Origin of the sequence: Streptomyces sp. NPDC088762 (assembly GCF_044750905.1) — a bacterium.
GTDB lineage: Bacteria > Actinomycetota > Actinomycetes > Streptomycetales > Streptomycetaceae > Streptomyces.
The window spans coordinates 134,104-154,963 of sequence record NZ_JBIVKT010000003.1 but is presented as its reverse complement, the minus strand read 5'-3'; the positions used below and the strand labels follow the sequence as shown (position 1 = coordinate 154,963).

20 protein-coding genes are annotated in these 20,860 nt (G+C 70.3%); 11 read left to right on the top strand and 9 right to left on the bottom strand.

Going from position 1 to position 20,860, the window contains the following annotated elements:
• Nucleotides 1–72: 72 nt before the first annotated feature.
• Nucleotides 73–501, top strand: a complete 429-nt coding sequence (locus ACIP5M_RS09035) for a hypothetical protein (RefSeq protein WP_401193912.1) — start codon at nt 73–75, stop codon at nt 499–501.
• A 249-nt stretch (nt 502–750) separates the two neighbouring features.
• On the opposite strand, the gene ACIP5M_RS09030 is transcribed toward ACIP5M_RS09035, so the two are convergent.
• Nucleotides 751–1,317, bottom strand: a complete 567-nt coding sequence (locus ACIP5M_RS09030) for a TetR/AcrR family transcriptional regulator (RefSeq protein ID WP_401193909.1) — start codon at nt 1,315–1,317, stop codon at nt 751–753.
• Between the two features lie 169 nt (nt 1,318–1,486).
• On the opposite strand from ACIP5M_RS09030, the gene ACIP5M_RS09025 reads away from it, so the two are divergent.
• The 5 genes from ACIP5M_RS09025 to ACIP5M_RS09005 all read left to right on the top strand — a co-directional run bounded on the left by ACIP5M_RS09025 (nt 1,487) and on the right by ACIP5M_RS09005 (nt 6,800).
• Nucleotides 1,487–3,088, top strand: a complete 1,602-nt coding sequence (locus tag ACIP5M_RS09025; RefSeq protein ID WP_401193906.1) for a CocE/NonD family hydrolase — start codon at nt 1,487–1,489, stop codon at nt 3,086–3,088.
• Between the two features lie 119 nt (nt 3,089–3,207).
• Nucleotides 3,208–4,161 (top strand): ABC transporter permease, encoded by a 954-nt coding sequence (locus tag ACIP5M_RS09020; protein ID WP_401193903.1) that lies wholly within the window; start codon nt 3,208–3,210, stop codon nt 4,159–4,161.
• Nucleotides 4,158–5,015 (top strand): ABC transporter permease, encoded by an 858-nt coding sequence (locus ACIP5M_RS09015; protein WP_401193901.1) that lies wholly within the window; start codon nt 4,158–4,160, stop codon nt 5,013–5,015. Before ACIP5M_RS09020 ends, ACIP5M_RS09015 begins: the two co-directional genes overlap by 4 nt.
• On the top strand, nt 5,012–6,019 hold the full coding sequence (locus tag ACIP5M_RS09010) for an ABC transporter ATP-binding protein (protein WP_401193899.1): 1,008 nt from the start codon (nt 5,012–5,014) through the stop codon (nt 6,017–6,019). Before ACIP5M_RS09015 ends, ACIP5M_RS09010 begins: the two co-directional genes overlap by 4 nt.
• The gene (locus ACIP5M_RS09005) at nt 6,012–6,800 is read left to right on the top strand and encodes an ABC transporter ATP-binding protein (RefSeq protein ID WP_401193897.1); all 789 of its coding nucleotides are present in this window, start codon (nt 6,012–6,014) and stop codon (nt 6,798–6,800) included. Before ACIP5M_RS09010 ends, ACIP5M_RS09005 begins: the two co-directional genes overlap by 8 nt.
• A gap of 302 nt (nt 6,801–7,102) precedes the next feature.
• Here ACIP5M_RS09005 and ACIP5M_RS09000 read toward each other — a convergent pair whose 3' ends face one another.
• Nucleotides 7,103–8,551, bottom strand: coding sequence for an amidase (locus ACIP5M_RS09000; RefSeq protein ID WP_401193894.1), 1,449 nt, complete (start codon nt 8,549–8,551; stop codon nt 7,103–7,105).
• A 29-nt stretch (nt 8,552–8,580) separates the two neighbouring features.
• Nucleotides 8,581–10,227 carry an ABC transporter substrate-binding protein gene (locus tag ACIP5M_RS08995; RefSeq protein ID WP_401193891.1) on the bottom strand — a complete coding sequence of 549 codons (1,647 nt, stop codon included), beginning with the start codon at nt 10,225–10,227 and terminating at the stop codon, nt 8,581–8,583.
• A 380-nt stretch (nt 10,228–10,607) separates the two neighbouring features.
• Here ACIP5M_RS08995 and ACIP5M_RS08990 point away from each other — a divergent pair, with 380 nt between their 5' ends.
• On the top strand, nt 10,608–11,069 hold the full coding sequence (locus ACIP5M_RS08990; protein WP_401193888.1) for a DUF3237 domain-containing protein: 462 nt from the start codon (nt 10,608–10,610) through the stop codon (nt 11,067–11,069).
• A 59-nt stretch (nt 11,070–11,128) separates the two neighbouring features.
• Here the strand turns inward: ACIP5M_RS08990 and ACIP5M_RS08985 are convergent, their stop codons facing one another.
• On the bottom strand, nt 11,129–11,542 hold the full coding sequence (locus ACIP5M_RS08985; protein WP_401193885.1) for a MarR family winged helix-turn-helix transcriptional regulator: 414 nt from the start codon (nt 11,540–11,542) through the stop codon (nt 11,129–11,131).
• A gap of 192 nt (nt 11,543–11,734) precedes the next feature.
• Here ACIP5M_RS08985 and ACIP5M_RS08980 point away from each other — a divergent pair, with 192 nt between their 5' ends.
• The 4 genes from ACIP5M_RS08980 (at nt 11,735) to ACIP5M_RS08965 (ending at nt 15,621) form a co-directional block, all read left to right on the top strand.
• Nucleotides 11,735–12,646 carry an SDR family oxidoreductase gene (locus ACIP5M_RS08980; RefSeq protein WP_401193882.1) on the top strand — a complete coding sequence of 304 codons (912 nt, stop codon included), beginning with the start codon at nt 11,735–11,737 and terminating at the stop codon, nt 12,644–12,646.
• 2 nt (nt 12,647–12,648) lie between these two features.
• Nucleotides 12,649–13,536: an amidohydrolase family protein gene (locus ACIP5M_RS08975; RefSeq protein WP_401195049.1), complete on the top strand. Its 888-nt coding sequence runs from the start codon at nt 12,649–12,651 to the stop codon at nt 13,534–13,536.
• 10 nt (nt 13,537–13,546) lie between these two features.
• Nucleotides 13,547–15,094 (top strand): long-chain fatty acid--CoA ligase, encoded by a 1,548-nt coding sequence (locus ACIP5M_RS08970; protein ID WP_401193880.1) that lies wholly within the window; start codon nt 13,547–13,549, stop codon nt 15,092–15,094.
• Nucleotides 15,095–15,162: 68 nt separating this feature from the next.
• Nucleotides 15,163–15,621, top strand: coding sequence for a MaoC family dehydratase (locus tag ACIP5M_RS08965; RefSeq protein WP_401193877.1), 459 nt, complete (start codon nt 15,163–15,165; stop codon nt 15,619–15,621).
• Between the two features lie 220 nt (nt 15,622–15,841).
• Here ACIP5M_RS08965 and ACIP5M_RS08960 read toward each other — a convergent pair whose 3' ends face one another.
• Genes ACIP5M_RS08960 through ACIP5M_RS08940 form a run of 5 tightly spaced genes read right to left on the bottom strand, consistent with a single transcriptional unit; the run spans nt 15,842 to nt 20,823 of the window.
• Nucleotides 15,842–16,804, bottom strand: coding sequence for a Gfo/Idh/MocA family oxidoreductase (locus ACIP5M_RS08960; protein ID WP_401193875.1), 963 nt, complete (start codon nt 16,802–16,804; stop codon nt 15,842–15,844).
• 1 nt (nt 16,805) lies between these two features.
• On the bottom strand, nt 16,806–18,116 hold the full coding sequence (gene ligA, locus ACIP5M_RS08955; RefSeq protein ID WP_401193872.1) for a protocatechuate 4,5-dioxygenase subunit alpha: 1,311 nt from the start codon (nt 18,114–18,116) through the stop codon (nt 16,806–16,808).
• Nucleotides 18,117–18,141: 25 nt separating this feature from the next.
• On the bottom strand, nt 18,142–19,062 hold the full coding sequence (locus tag ACIP5M_RS08950; protein WP_401193870.1) for an amidohydrolase family protein: 921 nt from the start codon (nt 19,060–19,062) through the stop codon (nt 18,142–18,144).
• A 29-nt stretch (nt 19,063–19,091) separates the two neighbouring features.
• Nucleotides 19,092–19,781, bottom strand: coding sequence for a 4-carboxy-4-hydroxy-2-oxoadipate aldolase/oxaloacetate decarboxylase (gene ligK, locus ACIP5M_RS08945; RefSeq protein ID WP_401193867.1), 690 nt, complete (start codon nt 19,779–19,781; stop codon nt 19,092–19,094).
• A 16-nt stretch (nt 19,782–19,797) separates the two neighbouring features.
• On the bottom strand, nt 19,798–20,823 hold the full coding sequence (locus tag ACIP5M_RS08940; protein WP_401193864.1) for an amidohydrolase family protein: 1,026 nt from the start codon (nt 20,821–20,823) through the stop codon (nt 19,798–19,800).
• Nucleotides 20,824–20,860 lie beyond the last annotated feature (37 nt).

Here is a 20,860-nt window from a genome sequence, read left to right as displayed (position 1 = left end):
GGACGTGTCCACTCGGTAGATACGTCCGCTCCATACGATGCAGCTGGCGGCACGTCTAATCCGACGCCCGAGATGCGTACCGGCCTCAGGAGCAGCACGGACGAGGTGTGGTCCTACGATGATGGAGGCCGCCTGGTCAGCGCCGTGGAGGAGGCGGCTGGCCGGGGGTACTTCGCCCTGCGAGCCTTTGATTCAGGCTCGGTCACCATGATCGGAACGGGCAGTCTCTACGGGGCCAGGTGGGAGTTCACCGACGGCTTCATCAAAATCAGGGATCGTGACCGTTATCTGGCCAGCTCGGTCGATGACTGCGGCCCTTATACGGCTGGGAGCTGCGCCACTTACGCTGCCCAATATCAAGAACGCGAGCGTGATATTCGCATGAGATTGGGACTCTCTCCGTCCGACGAAATCCCGGAGGAGTATAGGTGGGTGTTGGGAGCGGCCCCAGAGAAGGACAAGGTGGAGGCATCCCAGAAGTGGGAACTGAAGAAGGCGTGACGCATGACGCATGACGTACGGCGCCGGTGACGGTCAGCGCGTGTGCGTCGTCGTTGTCGGCGTCGGTGAGCTGGGCGGGCTGGCCGGGGACCGGAAAGGTCGCGGCGACGTGCGCGTCGGTGTTGAGCGGGAAGTGTGGGGGCCGGTACGGCTCGGGGCGGGTGGCGGCGGAGCAATGTCAAGAGGTGTGGATCGGGCTGTTGGCCGCGGTATGTGCCGGGGCTCGTGCCGGTCGGGGGTGCGTCTCCTTCAGCTGTCGATGAGGGCGTCCACCACGGCTCTGGCGACGCGGCTTGCGCGCTCCGGTGTCCAGTAGGTGGGCTCTTCCACCGTGGAGACGTAGTAGCCGCGGGTCAGCAGTGAGAGGACGTCGGCGGCGAGGCCGGCGTCCCGAGCTCCCGCGGCGAGGGAGGCGTCGAGGAACTCCTCGCGTGTTTCGCGCGGTTCCTGGCGGTCGACCCCGTTGGGGTCGGAGTGTGCCGACGAGAGCATCTCGATCCAGAGCGTGCGGAGCAGCAGGTCCTCGGGATCCGTGGTCAGGTGCCACTCCACCGTGGCTCGCAGTCGGTCCGCGCCGGACAGGTCGCCCAGGTGGGCCTCCAGATCGGCCCGCCACCGTGACTCGGCGGCGCGTACGGCGTTGGTGATCAGCGCGGTGCGGGTCGGCACGTAGTTGGTGACCATGGCCGTGGAGCCGCCGAGTTCCTTGGCCACGGCGCGGATGGTGATGGCGCGCGCGCCGTCCCGGGCGGCGATAGCGAGGGTGGCCTGGGCGATTGCCTTGTGGCGCTGGACTTCGTCGACGTCGATCGGCATGGAATCAACCTAGCTCAGAGGGGGTTGACGTTGAACGCATTTAAATGCAACGCTGTTATATCACGTTGTTATGTAAAAGTTGCTTCCCTGGAGGGGCTTCATGAGCCTTGCCGTCCAACGAGTAACACCGGAACCCGTCCCTCCGTGCGCGCGACAGCACATGGTGCGCATGCGCGACGGGGTGCAACTGGCCACCGACGTGTACGGCGCCGATCAGGCGCCGGCGCCCACGGTCCTGGCCCGCCTGCCCTATGACAAGAACAGCCGGTATGCCTTCTTCGACAAGATCGCGGACAGGTTCACGGCGGGTGGCTACGTCGTGGTGGTCCAGGACGTCCGGGGCAAGTTCCGTTCGCAGGGCAGGACACTGGGCTGGACCGGAGAGGTCGACGACGGCTACGACACCATCGAGTGGATCACCCGCCAGCCCTGGTCCGACGGGATCGTGGGCATGTTCGGCGACTCGTACTACGGCTTCACCCAGTGGTCCGCCGTCTCCAGCCAGCACCCCGCCCTGCGCGCCATCGTCCCCCGGGTCACCAGCACCACCAACGCCCCTGGCATCGCCACCTACGACTCGGGCTCCGGGCGACAGCCCCTGTGGCTGGAAGGTGCCACTTACCAGGCGCAGGTGTGGACGGACAACGACATCCACGCGTTCGACGTCGATCTCGTCAGGCGCCCGATCATCGACGCCTACGAGGAGGCCTTCACCGCGATCGGGAAGCGCTCCACCGGTTTCGACCTCATCGTCGGCGGCATCCCCCTCGACCCGTACAACGGGCCGCACCCCTACGACGCCCGCCCCGTCCCCGTGCTGCACTGCGTGGGCTGGTTCGACAACCTCGGCATCGCCCACATGCGCGACTACACGGAGCTGGCCAAGCGCCCCGGCTGGGCGGCCGTCCAGTACCTGATCGCCGACACCATCGACCACGAGAACTACTTCCTCGAGGACGCCCCGGCGACCCCGGAGACCGACCACCTGGCCGGCGACGCCGCCCTCGCACGCATGCTGGACTCCTACACCGGTCCCGCGATCGAGTTCTTCGACGTCTTCCTCAAGGGCGCCGCGCATCCCGACTCGCTGCCCCGGGTGCGCTGGAAGCTCGGGCACGAGGGCTGGCGCACCTCGGCCAGGTGGCCGCTGCCGGAAGCCAGGGCCGCCGAGTTGTACCTGACGGAGCCGGCTGCGGCGACCGGCACGGTTCCCGGTGGGAAGCTGGCCCCGCGTCCGGACGGCACATCGGAATCGGCGCAGTGGCGGTACGACCCCGACGATCTCGTACCGTCGGCCGCGGCTGACACGTTCCTGCAACTGCGCGACCACGTCGACGAGCGTCGCACCATCGACCGGGACGACGTCCTCCTGTTCACCAGCCCAGCCTCCGACCGGCCACTCGACCTCGCCGGCCCCGTCCAAGCGGTGCTGCACGCGGAGAGCACGGCCCCCACGTTCGACATCTTCGTACGACTCCTCGACCTGGCCCCCGACGGCACGGCACGCCTCATCGTGCGTGGCTGCGCCCAGGCCGACAAGCCGGGCGAGATCGAGATCGCCCTGGGACACACCGGCTACCGGGTGCGCCCGGGCCACCGCCTCGCGCTGATGATCGCCGGCAGCGACTTCCCGAACCACCTGCCCAACTCCGGCTCCCTGGAGAGTCCGTGGCTGACGACCGCCCCCAAGGCGAGTCTGCAGAAGATCCGGACCGGCACCGCCCACCCCTCCCGCCTGTGCCTGACCGTCCTGCCCGAAAGCGGCGAATAGCCCCTGCACCCAGGAGGGCCCATGCTCCCTCTGCGACATCTCCCCAGCACGACTCCGGCAAGCGGCGCAGGAGCGCACCACCCGGCCGTCGAACAGTGCCGTGAAGGAGGCGGTCCGAAATGAGCCTCCGATTCGTCGCGATCAGGCTCGGCATGCTCGTCCTGACCGTACTCGCCTCCAGCCTGGCCATCTACGGCGCGATGTTCCTCACTCCCGGGGACCCCGCCACGCTGCTCGTCGGGGGCAGCCGCAATCCCGACCCCGCCGTGCTGGCACAGATCCACCGCGAGTACCACCTGGATGATCCGTTCATCCAAGGCTACTGGCACTGGCTGAGCAGCTTCCTCCAAGGGGACTTCGGCAAGTCCCTCGTCTACCGCGACTCCGTCGCCGGCCTCATCGGCGCCCGCGCCGGCGACACCCTGGCACTCGTCGCCTACGCCTCGGTCCTCGTCCTCATCGGCGGCACCGTCATCGGCACGGCCGCCGCACTACGCGGCGGACGCACGGAAACGCTGACCACGACCCTGACGGCGGGTGCGATGGCGGTACCGACCTTCGTCATGGCGGTCCTGCTCATCTGGCTCTTCGCCGTCCAGCTCCCGTGGTTTCCCGTCTACGGCTCCGGCGAGGGCTTCACGGGCACACTGACGCACCTGACGCTTCCGGCCGTAGCGCTGGCGCTGAGCTGGATCGGCTACGTCGCCCAGGTGACCCGGACCGCCGTCCGCGCGGAGATGCGCTCCGAGCACGTGGAGACCGCCCGCAGTCGCGGCGTGCCCGAGCGGACGGTGATCAGGCGGCACGTCCTGCACAACGCCTCCGGCCCCGTCTTCGCCGTCTCGGGCGTCGGCATCGCCGGACTCATCGCCACCGCGGCGGTCGCCGAGCAGGCGTTCGGCACAGGAGGGCTCGGAGCCCTCATGATCGAGGCCGCGTCCAAGCAGGACATGGCCGTTGTGCAGGCCGTCTCCCTGATCTTCGTGATCGTCTTCGTCGTCCTCAACACCACCGTCGACCTCGTCAGCGCCGCCTTCGACCCCCGAACCGCACAGAAGGGGGCCGCCCGATGACGACCGCCCTGTTCACCCGTACCTTGCCCAAGCGGCGCACCGGACGCCCACGCGACCACCTGACACTCGGCGCGGGATGCGTCGTGGCCCTGTTCGTCGTACTGGCCGTGCTCGGACCGCTGCTCGCCCCGCACGACCCAAACGCCGTCGACCCGCTGAACGTCAACTTCGGACCGTCCGCCACCCACCTCCTCGGGACGGACGACACCGGACGCGATCTCCTCTCGCGGCTGATCGCCGGAACCCCCGCCAGCCTCGCCGCCCCCGCCGTCGTGATCGCCGTGTCCACCACGCTCGGTACCCTCCTCGCGCTGACGGCAGCCTGGTCCGGGGGTTGGCTGGACCGGTTCGTCTCCGGGGCCCTCGACATCGTCTTCGGCTTTCCGGGGCTCATCCTGGCCGTCCTCGTCGCCGCGGTCTTCGGCGCCGGACTCACCGCACCGATCGTCGCCCTGTCGATCGCCTACCTGCCCCTGATCACCCGCGTCGTACGATCGGCCGCGATCAAGGAACGCAACCTGCCGTACGTGTCGGCGCTCCAGCTCCTCGGCGCGCCCACCGCCCGCATCTGGCTGAGGCACCTGCTGCCGAACCTGCTGCCGCTCGTCCTCGTCCAGGCCACCATCGGCTTCGGCTACGCGCTGCTCGACGTGGCCGCGATTTCCTTCCTCGGACTCGGCAGCCAGCCGCCGGATCCGGAGTGGGGACTGATGGTGGCCAACGGAGCCCCCTCGATCCTCGCCGGCCGGCCGCAGCAGGCGCTGTACGCGGGCGTCGCCATCCTGATCGTCGTCGTCGCGTTCAACCTGCTGGGTACGGCACTGTCCAGACGTCTGCTCGGAGAGAACGCATGAGCACACCGCCCCTGCTCCAGATCGACGCGCTCGGCATCGACCTGCTCCTCGACGGCGCCCCGCGCACCGTCGTCCACCGCGCCGGCGTCACCATCCCCGAAGGCAGGGCCGTCGCCCTGGTTGGCGAATCCGGTTCCGGCAAGTCCCTGACGGCCCGCGCGGCGTTGGGGCTGCTCCCGGGCAGCGCCCGGATCCACGGAGACGTGCTGTTCGCGGGGGAGTCGGTGCCGCGAATGAAGCCCGAGCGCCTGCGCGCCTTCCGGGCGACCGAGGTCGCCATGGTGTTCCAGGACCCGCGAGCCCACATCAACCCCGCCCGCAGTGTGGGCGACTTCCTGGTCGAAGGACTGACCACCGCACGCCGTGTCCCGGCCGCCGAGGCGGTGGGGAAAGTCACGGGGATCCTGCGGGAGGTCGGCGTCGCCGACGCCGACCGGCGCATGCGTCAACGGCCCCACGAACTGTCGGGCGGCCTGCTGCAACGCGTCATGATCGCCGCGGCGCTGGCCGCCGAGCCACGTCTGCTCCTCGCGGACGAGCCGACCACCGCCCTCGACGTGACCACGCAGGAAGAGGTGATGGCCATCATCGGAGAAGCCCGTGCGGCCCGCGGACTGGCCATGCTCTTCATCACCCACGACCTGGAACTGGCGGCGGCCGTGTGCGACCGGGTCGTGGTGATGTACGCGGGCACCACCGTCGAGGAACTCCCCGCCGACCGCCTGCGCGGGCACGCCGCCCATCCCTACACGCGCGCCCTGCTCGCCTCCCGCCCCTCGGTCTCCGACGCCGCCGCGGAGCTCCGCTCGATCCCCGGAAGGCCCCTGTCGGGTTTCGAAGCGCCCACAGGATGCGCCTTCAGCGACCGATGTCCCCACGTTCAGGACCTGTGCCGAAGCGACCGGCCACAACCGAGCACGGCCAGCGCCTCCGACGGTGACGCGTCGGCGGCCTGCCACTTCCCCCACACCTTCACTCCCGAGGAGGCCCTCGGCCATGCTTGAAGTACGCAACCTCCGTAAGGAGTTCGGTGACTTCGTCGCCGTGGACGACGTGACGTTCTCGCTCCCGGAGCAGGGGTCAGTGGCCATCGTCGGCGAGTCGGGATCGGGCAAGACGACCACCGCCCGCATGATCGCCGGACTCGAGATGCCCAGCGGCGGACACATCGTCGTCGCCGGCGACGAGCGCAGGCCCGGCCGGTCACGCTCACGCGAGCGCCGTGCCCGCGACCGGCAGATCCAGATGGTGTTCCAGGACCCCTACTCGTCCCTCGACCGGCGCCAGCGCGTCGGCGACGCCGTCGCCGAGGCGGTCGGGCTCCACCAGCACCTGTCGACGGACCGGCTGCGCGCCCGCGTGGCCGAACTGCTGGACATGGTCGGCTTGGACGACCGGCAGGCACAATCCCTGCCGAAGGCGCTCTCCGGCGGCCAGCGCCAGCGCGTCGCCATCGCCCGCGCCCTGGCCGCCGAACCACGGATACTGATCCTCGACGAGGCCATCGCGGCTCTGGACGTGTCCATCCAGGCGCAGATCCTGGCCCTGCTCACCCGCATCCGCACGGACACGGGGACCGCGCTGCTGTTCATCACGCACGACCTCGGCGCTGTCCGGCACATCAGCGACGACGTCCTGGTGATGCAGCGAGGCAGAGTCGTCGAGCGCGGCCCCGTCGCATCGGTCCTCGGCGACCCCCAAGACCCCTACACCCAACGCCTCATCGCCTCCATCCCGAAGCCGGGCTGGAAACCGCAGAGAAGGGCGAACAAAGCGGCCGCCTGATGCCCCGCACATCACGCGGCTCACCGAGCGAGGACGGCTGTCCCGGGAAGGGGGCGGGGCAGCCGTCCTCCTCTTGTCGCATCCGGGTCCCGGAGCGACGGTACCTCTGTGGCGCACCTGAAGCTGACCCCGTGCCGTACGTCCAGGCGCCCTCGACCGGGGTATTGGTCGGCATCTTCTACGCGGTGCCGCGGGTGAAGGCCCCGGCGCCCCCGCTCGTCCCGCTGTGACGGAGACGGCGTGCCGCGGCGGTACGCAGAGACCGCCGGGGCACGCCGTTGGTGTGGTGCGGGATCGGGTGGTCAGCCGGTCTGCCTCCAGGAGAGGGTCGGCCGGGTACGCGGGGCGCGGGCCTCGATCGCCGCGGCGACGTGGAGCAGCAGGTCCTCCTGGAAGCGTCCGCCGATCAGCTGTACGCCGGAGGGCAATCCGTCGCGCGGCCCGGTGGGTACGGAGATGGCGGGGAAACCCAGGACGGGGACGGCCTGCATCGGCCACTGCGCGGCCAGGAGTTCGCTTACCCGGGCGTCCCCGGCGAGGTCGGCGTCCTGCTCGAACGGGGGCTCGGCGCAGACCGGCGTCAGCACGATCCGGTCCTGGCCGAGGAACTGCTGGAGGCGGCTGATGAGGGTGCCGCGGCGGGCGTAGCCCCGGATGTAGTCGGTGAGGGTGGGCTGCTCGCCCCAGGTCTCCGCGGCGGCGGCGAACGAGGCGGCGAGGGAGATGCGTACGGTGTCGTCACCGAACCGCTCGATCTCGGACATCATCGTCTTCAGCTCTTGGTAGAGCAGGAGCGACCACAGCCGGGCGGCCTCGCCGAGCAGGCGGAGTTCGACCTCCTCCACCTCGTGGCCGGCCTCGCTGAGCCAGCGGGCCGCGTCGTCGATGGCGGCGTTGACGCCGGGATGCGGCTTGGCGCCGCCGGCGTCGCGGACGACGGCGACCTTGACCCGGCGCGGTTCGCCCAGCGGCGGGCGCGCCGGAAGTCCCACCGGGTCGGTCAGGTCGGGGCTCACCATGGCGTGCAGCCCGAGCCGGACGTCGTCGACGGTCCAGCCGAGCGGGCCGTGGACCGCCATGGTCTGGAAGGACAACGGGCTGTCGAACTCCTCGGCGCCACGGGGTTCCACCCCGGAGACGAGTCCCATGGTGGGGCGCAGGCCGACGGCGCCGCAGCAGTAGGCAGGGAAGCGGACGGAGCCGCCGATGTCGTTGCCCTGCGCGATGGGTGTCATGCCGACGGCGACCGACGCGGCGGCGCCCCCGGAGGACCCGCCCGGGGTGCGGCCGGGGTCCCACGGGTTGAGCGTCGTGCCGTGCAGATCGTTGCCGGTGAACCAGCGCACGGCGAAGGCCGGGCTGTTGCTGCGGCCCATCAGGGTCGCACCGGCCTCGCGCAGGGCGGCGACGCAGACGGCGTCGTCCTCGGCCACGACGCCGGCCCAGGCCGAGACGCCGTGCGAGCTGATGTGTCCGCGCTGCGAGGTGTTGATCTTCGTGGAGACGGGGACACCGAGCAGCGGGGGGAGCTTCCCGCCCGCGGCGACGGCGGCGTCGGCGGCGGCGGCCTGGGCGAGAGCCTCCTCGGGCCGGATGTCCACGAGGGCGTTGAGGGCCGGGTTGGTCTCCTCGATGCGCGAGAGGAACGCCTGGGCGACCTCGGTCGCGGAGAACGTCTTCGCGCGGATGCCGGCGGCCAGTTCGGCAGCCGAGTGGTCCCACAACGGCCTGCCGCCGGTGGTGTCGGTCATCGTCGTCTCCTGATTCGAAGGGCTGGTGGTCACTTGGCGGTGCCGCCGAGGTGGGCGGCCCATGGCATGCCCATGTACGCGAACGAGGTCGGCGCACCGCTGATGCGCTTGTTCATGAACATCCGCTCGTGCGTGCCGGCCAGGAACACGGCCGGGGTGGTGGGGGTGAACAGGGCCTGGGCTTCGGCGTACGCCGAGGCCGAGGCCGCGGGGTCGGAGGAGGTGCGGGCCTGGTCGAGCAGCCGTGTCACCTCGGGGTTGTCGTAGCCCGTCCAGTTGAAGAGCCCCCGGGGAGTGACGCTCTCGGCGACGTAGGAGGCCGGGTCGGGCATCGTGACGTAACCGAAGGTGAGGATGAGGTCGAGCCCCTTGCGGACCGAGGGGTCGTAGAAGAGCGAGGACATCTCGGTGGGCTGGAGCTGCTTGATCTCGATGTCGACGCCGATCTCCTTGGCTGCGGCCTGGACGAACGTCAGCGCCTGAAGTCCGCGCTGGTCCCCGGCGGGGATGGCGGCCACCAGCGGATGTGAGAGGGGGCGGGCCCGCGCGACCAGCTTCTTCGCCTTCTCCGCGTCCGGCTTCGGGGCGTCGGGCAGTGCCGCGTAGGCGGCGTCGAACCGAGCGGCGGCCTTGTCCCCGCGCCAGGTGAGCGGCGGGACGAGCGACTTCAGGATGATGGCGTCACCGCCGAAGACGTTCCGGATCAGCGCGTCGCGGTCGATGACCAGGGACAGGGCGTCCAGGAGCGTGCGGTCGGCCGCAGGCGACTCGGCGTTCGCGGGGATCAGCAGCACGTTCTGGGTCGACGGGCCGAGGTGCACAGCGCCGTTGCCGGCCTTGCCGAGCGCGGTGGCGCTGCTCGGCGGCAGCTCGTAGGTGCCGTCCACCTCGCCGGACAGCAGCGCGCTGGTGAGTGTGTTGTTGTTGGTGATGAACCGGAACTCGACCTGCTTCGCCTTCGGCTTGAGGCCGGTGTCCCAGTAGGCGTCGTTCCGCTCCAAGGTGATGCCGTTGCCGGACTTCCAGGTGCCCAGCTTGAACGGCCCCGTACACATCAAGCCGCCCCTGGCGGTCCCGTAGGCGGGGCCGGCCTTCTCGGTGTACGCCTTCTGGCTGACCGCACCGAACGACGTGGCGAGCGCCTTGGGGAGCGTCTGGTCGTACCCCTGGGTCCCCAGCGTCACCTGGTGGGGGCCGGTGGCCTTGATCGAGGTCACGGCGGCCAGGTAGTTCCCGTACAGGGCCTGCGTCCTCGGGTCCCGCTGTCGCTCCAGGCTGTGGATCACGTCCTCGGGTGTCATGGGCGAGCCGTCCCAGAACGTCACGCCGGGGCGGAGGTCGAGAACCAGAGTGTGGTCATCGGCCCAAGTGACCTGCTGGGCGAGGCCGGGGCTCAGGGAGAAGTCCGCGTTCATCCGGGTCAGGGTGTCGCAGAGGTTGGCTTCGACCGTCTGGGGCGAGTAGTCGCCGATCTTCGCGGGGTCGAGGGTCGTCGGTTCACCGTAGGGCAGGGCCCAGGTGATCCGGTCCACTTCGGCGGTTCCGGGTGCGGTGGTGGTGGTCAGGCGGCCGGGCCTGGGGAGGGTGCCGTTTCCGTTCGACGAGCTGGTGCAGGCCGTGGTGGCCAGCAGTCCCGCGCTCGTGAGCAACGCCAGCACCGATTTCTTCGCAGCCATAGCTGATGCTCCTTGCCGAGGGGAGTCGAGAGGAGTGAGGAGAGAAGGAGGACGCTCGACAGGGAGAGAGAGGACACACGCCGACGAGCCGTCGTAAACGAACGTCATATAACGTTGTTGCATGTCACGCTTGCATCTGGTGAGCTAGGGCGTCAAGAGCAAGACGTGACCATCTCACGGGTCAGGGGTTCGACCCGTCCGGGATCAGCCCGGCGCTGGAACGCACCTGACCATCGGCGATGACTCGCGGTCCCATGGCTGCCGGATTCCCGTTCGCCCGGCGGGCGAGGCCGGTGACCCGTCCCGTCCGCGCCGGCCGCGGGCGGATCGCGCCGGGGCTTCGGGCGTGCCGTCCTCTTTCACAGAAGCGGAGAACTGCCATGTCCTTCACGCCCGCCCTCGACTTCGCGTTCGAGATCCGTGCTGAGGTGTCCGACACGCTGCACATCGGCAACGGTGACGGAGAGGTCACCGAATTCACCCCCATCACCGGGGGCGTCGTGGACGGTCCTCGCTTGCGGGGCACGGTCCTTCCCGGCGGAGGCGACTGGAGCAGTACGCGCGGGGAGGTGTGTGAGCTGGAGGCCCGCTACCTGCTTCAGGCGGAGGACGGAGCCGTGATCGACATCGTCAACCGCGGCTACTACCGGCCCAAGGCCGACACCCCGGACCAGTTCGACGGAGAGGTGCAGGTCTCCGAGGCCGGCCACTACTACCGCACGTCGCCGGTCTTCCGTACGGACGCCCCCGCCCATCGCTGGCTCGCGGAGACCGTCTTCGTCGGGCTCGCCCGCCCGGATGGCGACCATGCCGTGATCATTCGCATGTACGCGCTCAAGTAGTGGTCCGGCCGTGGCCCGTGCGATGTCCGCGGGCCACGGCGCAGCCGCCGCCACCCTGGCTACGACAGGGATCGCCATGCACTGACCAGGGCCTGCCGGAGCGCGCCGATCTCCTCGGCGGTCAGGTCTGCCACCATGCGCTCCTCCAGGGCGCGGGCCGGCTCGGCGTACTCGGCGAGCAGGCGTCGCCCCGGGTCGGCGAGCAGGATGAGGCGTTCGCGGCGGTTGGCGGGATTGGGCTCGCGGCGGATGAGGTCGCGGCTCTCCAGTGCGCGGACCATGTCGGCCATCGTCTGGGCGGTGACGAAGGAGTCGCGGGCGAGCTGTGCGGCGGAGATGCCGTCGTGCCGCTCCAGCACGGTGAGGGCGGTGTACTGCAACGCCGTGATCCCGGTGGGCTTGAGCAGCTCCTCCAGGCGGGCGCGCACCGCCAGCTCCGTCCTCTTGAGCAGGTAGAGCAGCGAGGTGCTCACGTTCGTCCTCCAGTGGTGATCGTCCGCGTGGACGGGGCATATCGCTGCCGCCGGGGTGGCCGCCTCTCCCACCCTAAAACATTGACAGGATTCCTGTTGATACCCAGACTGGCTTTATCAGGATTCCTGTCGATCCCGGCTCGTGCCGGCGTTTTCGGCATTCCCTCACGCTACTTACGAGAGGCACCTCTCATGGATCTTCAGGGCAAGGTCGCCGTGGTCACGGGCAGCGGGCGCGGTCTGGGACTGGCGTACGCGCAGGCCCTCGCCGCGGCCGGCGCCTCCGTCGTCGTCAACGACGTCGACCAGGCCGTTGTCGACGCCGCCGTCACCTCCATCACGTCCGGGGGCGGCAGGGCGACAGGTGTCGTCGCAGCGGTGGGCGACAGCGCGGCGGCGCAGGAACTCGTGGACGCGGCGGTTCGGGAGTTCGGACGCCTGGACGTGCTCGTCACCAACGCGGGCATCCTGCGCGACCGCGTCCTGTGGAAGATGACCGACGAGGACTTCGACGACGTGGTCCGCGTCCACCTGCGCGGCACCTTCACCTGCGCCCGCGCCGCCGCCGTCCGCATGCGCGAGCAAGGCACGGGCGGCCGGCTGATCCTCATCTCCTCCCCGGCCGGCCAGCGCGGCAACTTCGGCCAGACCAACTACGCCGCCGCCAAGGCCGGCATCGTCGCCATGGCCCGCACCTGGGCCATGGAACTGGGCCGCGCCGGCATCACCGTCAACGCCGTCGTGCCGGTCGCCGCCACCGAGATGACCAAGACCATCCCGGCCTTCGCCCCGGTCATCGAGGAGTCCGAGCGCACCGGCAAGCCGCTGCCGGACTGGCTGCGCAAGGACGAGGGCCTCGGCACCGCCGAGGACGTCGCCTCCCTGATCACTTTCCTGGCCTCGGACGACTCCGACGGAGTGACCGGCCAGGCCATAGGCATCGGCGGGGACCGGCTGGCTCTGTGGGCGCACCCGAAGGAGAAGGCGGTCGCCTTCGCCGAGGGCGGCTGGAGCGCAGGCGCCATCGCCGCCGAGTGGCCGGACGGTGTCGGCTCCGAGCCCGAAACCTACGGCATCCCCGCGCCCCAGGCGCCGGCGGCGTGACCATGGGCGACCTGGCGCTCGACCTCGACCGGCTCACCGCCATCGACGTGCACACACACGCGGAGATCTCCAAGGACGGCCACGGGGCCCTGAGCCCGGAGCTGTTCGGCGCCTCCGAGAAATACTTCAAGGCCCACGGACACCGGCAGCCGACCATCGACGAGATGGCCGACCACTACCGCGAGCGCCGGATGGCGGCGGTGGTGTTCACCGTCGACGCCGAACACGCCACCGGGCATCCGCGGATCTCCAACGAGGAGATCGCCGAGAGCTGCGCCGCCCACGCCGACGCGCTCATCCCCTTCGCGAGCATCGACCCGCACAAGGGACGCGCGGGCGTACGCGAGGCCCGCCGCCTGGTCGAGGAACACGGCGTACGCGGCTTCAAGTTCCACCCCAGCATCCAGGCGTTCTCGCCGAACGACCCGCTCGCCTACCCCCTGTACGAGGCGATCGAGGAGCTCGGCGTGCCCGCGCTCTTCCACACCGGCCAGACCGGCATCGGCGCCGGCGTCCCGGGCGGCGGCGGCATCCGGCTGAAGTACTCGAACCCGATGTTGGTCGACGACGTGGCCGTCGACTTCCCCGAGCTGCGGATCATCCTGGCCCACCCGTCCTTCCCCTGGCAGGACGAGGCGCTGGCAGTGGCCACGCACAAGCCGCAGGTGTACATCGACCTCTCCGGCTGGTCACCGAAGTACTTCCCGCCGCAGCTCGTGCGCTACGCCAACACCCTGCTCCAGGACAAGGTCCTCTTCGGCTCCGACTACCCCGTCATCACCCCCGACCGGTGGCTCGCGGATTTCGAGAAGCTCGACATCAAGCCCGAGGTCCGGCCGAAGGTCCTCAAGGAGAACGCCGCCCGCCTGCTCGGTCTGACCACGGACTGAAGGAGACGCCGTGTTGAACCAAGGCATTGGCTCCTGGCCGGCGCGCCGGGCCCGCAAGACCCCCGACCGGGTGGCCGTCGTCCACGAGGACCGCACCCTCACCTACCGCGAGCTGCACGGACGCGTCCAACGCCTCGCCCACGCCCTGCGAGCGCTCGGCGTGGCGCGGGGGGACCGGATCGCGTACCTCGGACCCAACCACCCGGCGTTCCTGGAGACCCTGTTCGCCGCCGGGAGCCTGGGAGCGGTCTTCGTCCCCCTCAACACCCGGCTCGCCGCCCCGGAACTGGCCTACAACCTGACCGACTCGGGCAGCACCGTCCTCGTCCACGGACCCGAGCAGGACGGGCCGGCCCGGGCCGCGGCGGCCGAGGCGGACGCACGCCACCGGATCGCGCTGGCCGGCCCCGACGAGGACGGCGCCCTCGGTTACGAGGAGCTGCTCGCCGGCGCCCGGAGCGGGCCGCTGGACGAGGCCGTGGCACCCGAGGACCCGTGCATGATCATGTACACCTCCGGGACCACGGGCCGCCCCAAGGGCGCCGTCCTCTCCCACGCCAACATCACCTGGAACAGCCTCAACGTCCTCGTCGACACCGACCTGTCCGGGGACGAGGTCACCCTCGTCGTCGCCCCGCTGTTCCACACCGCCGGTCTCAACATGACCTGCCTGCCGACCCTCCTCAAGGGCGGCCGCGTGGTCCTCCTCGGCGCCTTCGACGCCGAGCGCGTCCTGGAGCTCATCGAGGACCTGCGGGTGACGTACATGTTCGGCGTCCCCACCATGTACGACGCCATGGCCGCCCGGTCCCGCTGGGCGACCGCCGACCTGTCGAGCCTGCGCACCCTCAACTGCGGCGGCGCCCCCGTGCCCGCCCGCACCATCGCCGCGTACCTCGAGCGCGGCCTGGCCTTCAGCCAGGGCTACGGCATGACCGAAGCGTCCCCCGGCGTCCTGTTCCTGGACCGGGAGCAGACCTCGGTCAAGGCGGGCTCCGCCGGAGTGCCGCACTTCTTCACCGACACGCGAGTCGTCGGCCCCGACGGTCGGGAGGCCGGCCCGGGAGAGCCCGGCGAAATCCTCGTCCACGGCCCCAACGTCATGACCGGCTACTGGGGACGGCCCGAGGACACGGAGGCCGCCTTCACCGACGGCCACTGGCTGCGCACGGGTGACGTGGCGCGAACCGACGCCGAGGGCTACGCCTACATCGTCGACCGGGTCAAGGACATGTTCGTCTCGGGCGGCGAGAACGTCTACCCGGCCGAGGTCGAGGACGCCCTCCTCACCCACCCCGCCATCGCCGAGTGCGCGGTCATCTCAGTGCCCGACCCGGTCTGGGGGGAGGTCGGCCGCGCCGTCGTCGTCCTCGAAGCCGGCGTCCGCGCCGACGAGGACGACCTCCTCGGCCACCTCCGCGGCCGGCTCGCCAAGTACAAGATCCCCAAGTCCCTCGTCGTGACCGAAGCGCTGCCCCGCACGGCCTCCGGGAAGATCATCAAGCCCGCCCTGCGCGATGCCTACGCGACAGGTCCCGCCGAGCGCCCCCACCCGTGACCCACGTTGAGCAGCACGCTCTCAGAGGCCCCGCTGACATGTCGCCTCTGCCATCGAAAGGATCCTCCATGCCCGCCACCGCCCACGGCCTCGACGGACTCAAGGCCCTCACCGGAGCCGACCTCGGCCGTACCGAATGGCTCGAGATCACCCAGGAACGGGTGAACACCTTCGCCGACGCCACCGACGACCACCAGTGGATCCACACCGACCCGGAGAAGGCCAAGGAAGGCCCCTTCGGCGGCCCCATCGCCCACGGCTACCTCACCCTCTCCCTGATCATTCCGCTCTTCGGAGAGCTGCTCACGATCACCGGTACCAAGCTGAGCGTCAACTACGGCCTGGACAAGGTCCGTTTCCCGAGCCCCGTCCCCGTCGGGGCGAAGATCCGCCTCCACGGCACCGTCGGCACGGTGGAGGAGGTCAAGGGCAACGGTGTCCAGATGCCGCTGACGTTCACCGTCGAGGTCGACGGCAGCGACAAGCCGGCCTGCGTCGCCCAGGCCGTCTACCGCCACTACGCCTGACCAGCCCCGTGCCGTGAGGCGAGACCCCGTCGCCTGCCGCGTCCGGCGACACACACCGGCAGTGCGTGCGCCGGGTGAGCCGGAGCGGTAGGGATCACCCCACGCACGCTCGCGGGCCACCCTCCAGGCCCGCAGGCACCGGAACTCTCCGCCTACCAGAGGGCGGGTCGGGGGGAGCGGTACCCACCTCCGTGTCGGTACCGCTCCCCCCGACCCGCCCTCAGCCGCTGAGCTGCTGTTCCAGCGACGCCAGCGTCCGGTAGCAGGGAAGGACCTGGGCGATGGACGAGTTCGGCTCGCGGCCCTCGCGGATCGCCGCGACGAACTCGCGGTCCTGGAGCTCGATGCCGTCCATCGACACGTCGACACCGCTGACGTCGATCGGCTCGTCCTTGCCGGTGAACAGGTCGTCGTACCGGGCGATGTAGGTGCCGGTGTCACCGATGTACCGGAAGAAGGTGCCGAGCGGGCCGTCGTTGTTGAAGGACAGCGACAGCGTGCAGATGGCGCCGTTCGCCGCGCGCAGCTGGATCGACATGTCCATCGCGATGCCCAGCTCGGGGTGGACCGGGCCCTGGATCGCGTTGGCCTGCACGATCGGCGAGCCGGTCTGGTAGGCGAACAGGTCGACGGTGTGCGCGGCGTGGTGCCACAGCAGGTGGTCGGTCCAGGAGCGCGGCTCCCCGAGCGCGTTGAGGTTCTCCCGCCGGAAGAAGTACGTCTGCACGTCCATCTGCTGGATGTCGTAGTCGCCGGCCTCGATCCGGCGCCGCACCCACTGGTGGCTCGGGTTGAAGCGGCGGGTGTGGCCCACCATCGCGACCAGACCGGTGCGCTCCTGTGCGGCCTGGCACGCCTCGGCGTCGGCGAGGGAGTCGGCGAGCGGGATCTCGGTCTGCACGTGCTTGCCCGCATCCAGGCAAGCCAGGGTCTGCGCGGCGTGCAGCTGGGTCGGGGTGGCGAGGACGACGGCGTCGACGTCGTCCATCGCGAGTACCTCGTCCAGGGACGCGGCGGCCCGTGCGACGCCCTGCTCGGCGGCGAACTTCTGGGCTCGCTCCGGGCTGCTGCTCACGACGGCGGCCACCTCGATGCCCTCGATGCGGCGGAGCGCGGCCGCGTGCTTGGCGCCGAAGGCGCCGCCGCCGGCCAGGGCGATCCGCAGGGTTCGGTCGTCGGTCATGTCAGTTCTCTCCTTCGGCGGGCCCCTCGGCCCGGGGGTGGTTTTCCAGGATCAGATGTCCGACGGCGGTGTTGGACGCGGGCACGTGGTAAAAGCGGTGCTTGACCTCGACGTCGCCGGTGCCGTCCACGTCGCTCATCGCGCCGCGGGCGATCAGCCACATGACCAGCTCGATGCCTTCCGAGCCGGCCTCCTCGACGTACTCCAGGTGGGGTACCCCGGCCAGCCCGGCGGGGTCGGTGACCAGCCGGTCCAGGAAGGCGTTGTCCCACTCGCGGTTGATGAGGCCGGCGCGCGGGCCCTGGAGCTGGTGGCTCATGCCGCCGGTGCCCCACACCTGCACCTTGAGCGGCCGGTCGTACGACTCGATCGCCCGGCGCAGGGCCCGGCCGAGCGCGAAGCAGCGGGCCCCCGAGGGGACGGGGTACTGGACCACGTTGACGTGGAAGGGGATCACCTTGCACGGCCACTTCCCGACGTCGCCGAACATCAGCGACAGGGGGACGGTCAGGCCGTGGTCGACCGTCAGCTCGTTCGCGAGCGTGAGGTCGAAGTCGTCCCTGATGAGCGAGTGCGCGATGTGCGCGGCCAGGTCCGGGTCGCCCTCGACGCCGGGTACGGGCCGGGGCCCGTAACCCTCGTCGGCGGTGGGGAAGGCGGCGCCGGTCCCGAGGACGAAGGTGGGGATCAGGGACAGGTCGAAGGCGGAGGCGTGGTCGTTGTAGACCAGGAAGATCACATCGGGGACGTTCTCCCGCTCCCACTGCCTGGAGAACGCGTAGCCCTCGAAGACCGGTCGCCAGTACGGCTCTTCGGTCTTCGCGTGGTCCATCGCCGCGCCGATCGCCGGCACATGGGAGGTGAAGACCGCGCCGGTGATCACGGCGTGCTCGACCGGCGGCGCCGGATCGGCGTGGGCCGCTTCCAGGACCGCGTGGTCGATGCGGTTGCCGTCTACCGGGCGGCCGCCGCCGACCATCATCGCGCGGTACTCCTCCTCGGTCATGCCGGTCATCGACCCCGCCATCTGCTGGAACGAGAACCCCAGGGTCGCGCCCCACTTGGCGAGGAAGTAGATGTTGCCGCCTTCGCGCATCGCCGCGTTGAGGTCGCGGTCGAGCAGCGCCCGCTTCTGTTCCTCCCGGAGCGGCCAGGCGTCCAGGTAGGCACGCTCGTCGGCGAGGTAGGCCGCACGGTTCTCGGCCGTCATCAGCGACATGCAGAACTGGTTGAGGTGGTACCCCTTCGCCGACTGCTCGGCGTCGAAGACGGTCGTCCCCGGAACCAGCTTGTAGGTCTTGTCCAGCGACATGCTGGGGCTCCAATCGTGGGGCGGGTCAGTCGGCGTCGTGCCAGTACAGGCGCGTCGGGTTGCCGACGAGGAGCTTGTGCCGGAGCTCCGGTGTCGGCGCGATGTGCGGGACGAAGTCGACGAGCAGCCCGTCGTCGGGCATGTGGTCGGTGAGGTTGGGGTGCGGCCAGTCGGTACCCCACAGGACACGGTCGGGGAACTCCTCGACCACACGCCGGGCGAAGGGGACGACGTCGCGGTAGGCGTGCCGCTCCCCGCCGAGGGCCGGCGGGCCGCTCACCGTCAGGCGCTCCGGGCAGGTGACCTTGCACCAGATGTCCGGCCGGGCCCGCATGAGGTTCAGGAACGCCTCGAAGTCGGGCCCTTCCGGGTCCTTCGCCGTGTCCGGCCGGCCCATGTGGTCGATGACCAGCGGGACGGGTATCGAGAGGAGGAGGTCGCGCAGGCCCGGCAGGTCGGCCGCCTCGAAGTAGACGACGACGTGCCAGCCATACGGCGCGATCTTCTCGACGATGTCCCGCAGGTCCTGCTTCGGGGCCGCGTCCACCAGCCGCTTGACGAAGTTGAACCGCACCCCGCGGACGCCCGCCTCGTGCAGCTCCCGTACGTGGGCGTCCGTGACGTCGGGCCGGAGCGTCGCCACGCCCCGGGCCAGTCCGCCGGAGGCGCGCAGGGCGTCGACCAGGGCGCGGTTGTCGGTGCCGTGGCAGGTGGCCTGCACGATGACGTTGCGGGTGAAGCCGAGGTGGTCGCGGAGCGCGAAGAGCTGGTCCTTGGACGCGTCGCAGGGCGTGTACTTCCGTTCGGGGGCGTAGGGGAACTCGTCGCCCGGGCCGAAGACGTGGCAGTGCGCGTCGACGGCGCCCTCGGGGAGCCGAAACCGCGGCCGGCTCGGGCCGGCGTACCAGTCGAGCCAGCCCGGGGTCTTCTCGAAGTCGGTCGTCATGGGTTCTGGTCCGTCCTCGTCAGTACTCGTCAGTCCTCGTAGCGCAGGCCGAGTTCGGCCAGCGGGCCGCGCATGCCGTACATGTCCAGGCCGAGCTTCCCGGCGCGGAACTGCGTGCGTTTGCCCTCCTCGCGGGCCTCGCGGGCGGCCGAGGCGGCGGCCACCTCGGCGGCCCGCTCGCGCGGTACCACGACGACGCCGTCGGCGTCGGCGACGATGACGTCGCCGGGCCGTACGAGGGCATTGCCGCAGACGACGGGCACGTTGACCGAGCCGAGGGTGGCCTTGACCGTGCCCTTGGCGTTGACCGCGCGGGAGAAGACGGGGAAGTCCATTGCCTCCAGGTCGACGACGTCGCGAACACCGCCGTCGATGACGAGGCCGGCGCAACCCCGGGCGCGGAAGGAGGTGGCGAGCAGCTCGCCGAAGAAGCCGTCCTCGCTCTCGGTCGTACAGGCCGCGACGACGACGTCCCCGTCCTGGATCTGCTCGGCGGCGACGTGCAGCATCCAGTTGTCGCCCGGCTGGAGCAGCACGGTGACGGCGGTGCCGCACATCCGGGCCTTCGGGTAGACGGGGCGCAGGTAGGGGCGCATCAGGCCGACACGGCCCATGGCCTCGTGGATCGTCGCGACGCCGTACTTCGCCAGCTCGGCGACGGCCTCGGGATCTGCGCGTTCGATCTTGGTGTGGACGACGCCGATCTCGGTGTGTTCCATGGGTGTTCTCCTGGGGTCAGCGCCCGGCCGCGGCGAGGCGGGCGGCGAGTCGGGGGTAGACGCGCAGGGCGTTGCCGGAGTAGACGGCGGCGCGTTCCTCGTCCGACAGGTGAGGGGTGGCGTCGACGTACCGCTTCGTGTCGTCGAAGTGGTGGCCGGTGCGCGGGTCGATGTCGCGGACCGCGCCGATCATCTCGCTGGCGAAGAGGACGGACCGGCTGGGGATCACCCGGGTCAGCAGGTCGATGCCGGGCTGGTGGTAGACGCAGGTGTCGAAGAAGACGTTGTCGAGCAGTGCCTCCGGATCCGGCTTGCCGAGCGCCATCGCCAGTCCGCGGAACCGGCCCCAGTGGTACGGCACGGCGCCCCCGCCGTGCGGGATCACGAACCGCAGCGTCGGGAAGTCGGCAAACAGATCGCCCTGGACGAGCTGCATGAAGGCCGTGGTGTCGGCGTTCAGGTAGTGCGCGCCGGTGGTGTGGAAAGCCGGGTTGCAGGACGTGGAGACGTGGATCATGGCGGGGATGTCGTACGTGACCATCGCCTCGTAGAGGGGGTACCAGCTCCGGTCCGTCAGGGGCGGCGCCGTCCAACGGCCGCCCGACGGATCCGGGTTGAGGTTGACCGTCACCGCGCCGAGCTCCTCGACCGCGCGGCGCAGCTCGGGCAGGCAGGTGGACGGGTCGACGCCGGGGGACTGCGGCAGCATCGCGCCCATCGCGAACCGGTCGGGGTAGAGCGTGCTGACGCGGTGGACGAGGTCGTTGCAGATCCGTGCCCAGGTGGAGGAGACCTGGAAGCCGCCGATGTGGTGGGCCATGAAGCTGGCCCGCGGGGAGAAGACCGTCAGGTCGCTGCCGCGTTCGTCCATCAGGCGCAGCTGGTTGTCCTCCACGGCCCGGCGCAGGTCGTCGTCGGTGATGACGAGGTCGTCGGGGGCGGGCGCGTCCGCGGGGGAGCCGACGGCCGCGATCTGGCGGTCGCGCCACTCGGCCAGCTGCGGCGGCGCGGTGGTGAAGTGACCGTGGCAGTCGATGATCACGGGGGGTCTCCTGGGGTGTCGGGCGGGAGCCGGCCGG

Excerpts from the sequence above, each read along its gene's own strand:
- ACIP5M_RS09035 (WP_401193912.1), top strand. The coding sequence starts at position 73 with ATGCGTACCGGCCTCAGGAGCAGCACGGACGAGGTGTGGTCCTACGAT.
- ACIP5M_RS09030 (WP_401193909.1), bottom strand. The coding sequence starts at position 1,317 with ATGCCGATCGACGTCGACGAAGTCCAGCGCCACAAGGCAATCGCCCAG.
- ACIP5M_RS09025 (WP_401193906.1), top strand. The coding sequence starts at position 1,487 with ATGCGCGACGGGGTGCAACTGGCCACCGACGTGTACGGCGCCGATCAG.
- ACIP5M_RS09020 (WP_401193903.1), top strand. The coding sequence starts at position 3,208 with ATGAGCCTCCGATTCGTCGCGATCAGGCTCGGCATGCTCGTCCTGACC.
- ACIP5M_RS09015 (WP_401193901.1), top strand. The coding sequence starts at position 4,158 with ATGACGACCGCCCTGTTCACCCGTACCTTGCCCAAGCGGCGCACCGGA.
- ACIP5M_RS09010 (WP_401193899.1), top strand. The coding sequence starts at position 5,012 with ATGAGCACACCGCCCCTGCTCCAGATCGACGCGCTCGGCATCGACCTG.
- ACIP5M_RS09005 (WP_401193897.1), top strand. The coding sequence starts at position 6,012 with ATGCTTGAAGTACGCAACCTCCGTAAGGAGTTCGGTGACTTCGTCGCC.
- ACIP5M_RS09000 (WP_401193894.1), bottom strand. The coding sequence starts at position 8,551 with ATGACCGACACCACCGGCGGCAGGCCGTTGTGGGACCACTCGGCTGCC.
- ACIP5M_RS08995 (WP_401193891.1), bottom strand. The coding sequence starts at position 10,227 with ATGGCTGCGAAGAAATCGGTGCTGGCGTTGCTCACGAGCGCGGGACTG.
- ACIP5M_RS08990 (WP_401193888.1), top strand. The coding sequence starts at position 10,608 with ATGTCCTTCACGCCCGCCCTCGACTTCGCGTTCGAGATCCGTGCTGAG.
- ACIP5M_RS08980 (WP_401193882.1), top strand. The coding sequence starts at position 11,735 with ATGGATCTTCAGGGCAAGGTCGCCGTGGTCACGGGCAGCGGGCGCGGT.
- ACIP5M_RS08975 (WP_401195049.1), top strand. The coding sequence starts at position 12,649 with ATGGGCGACCTGGCGCTCGACCTCGACCGGCTCACCGCCATCGACGTG.
- ACIP5M_RS08965 (WP_401193877.1), top strand. The coding sequence starts at position 15,163 with ATGCCCGCCACCGCCCACGGCCTCGACGGACTCAAGGCCCTCACCGGA.
- ACIP5M_RS08960 (WP_401193875.1), bottom strand. The coding sequence starts at position 16,804 with ATGACCGACGACCGAACCCTGCGGATCGCCCTGGCCGGCGGCGGCGCC.
- ligA (WP_401193872.1), bottom strand. The coding sequence starts at position 18,116 with ATGTCGCTGGACAAGACCTACAAGCTGGTTCCGGGGACGACCGTCTTC.
- ACIP5M_RS08950 (WP_401193870.1), bottom strand. The coding sequence starts at position 19,062 with ATGACGACCGACTTCGAGAAGACCCCGGGCTGGCTCGACTGGTACGCC.
- ligK (WP_401193867.1), bottom strand. The coding sequence starts at position 19,781 with ATGGAACACACCGAGATCGGCGTCGTCCACACCAAGATCGAACGCGCA.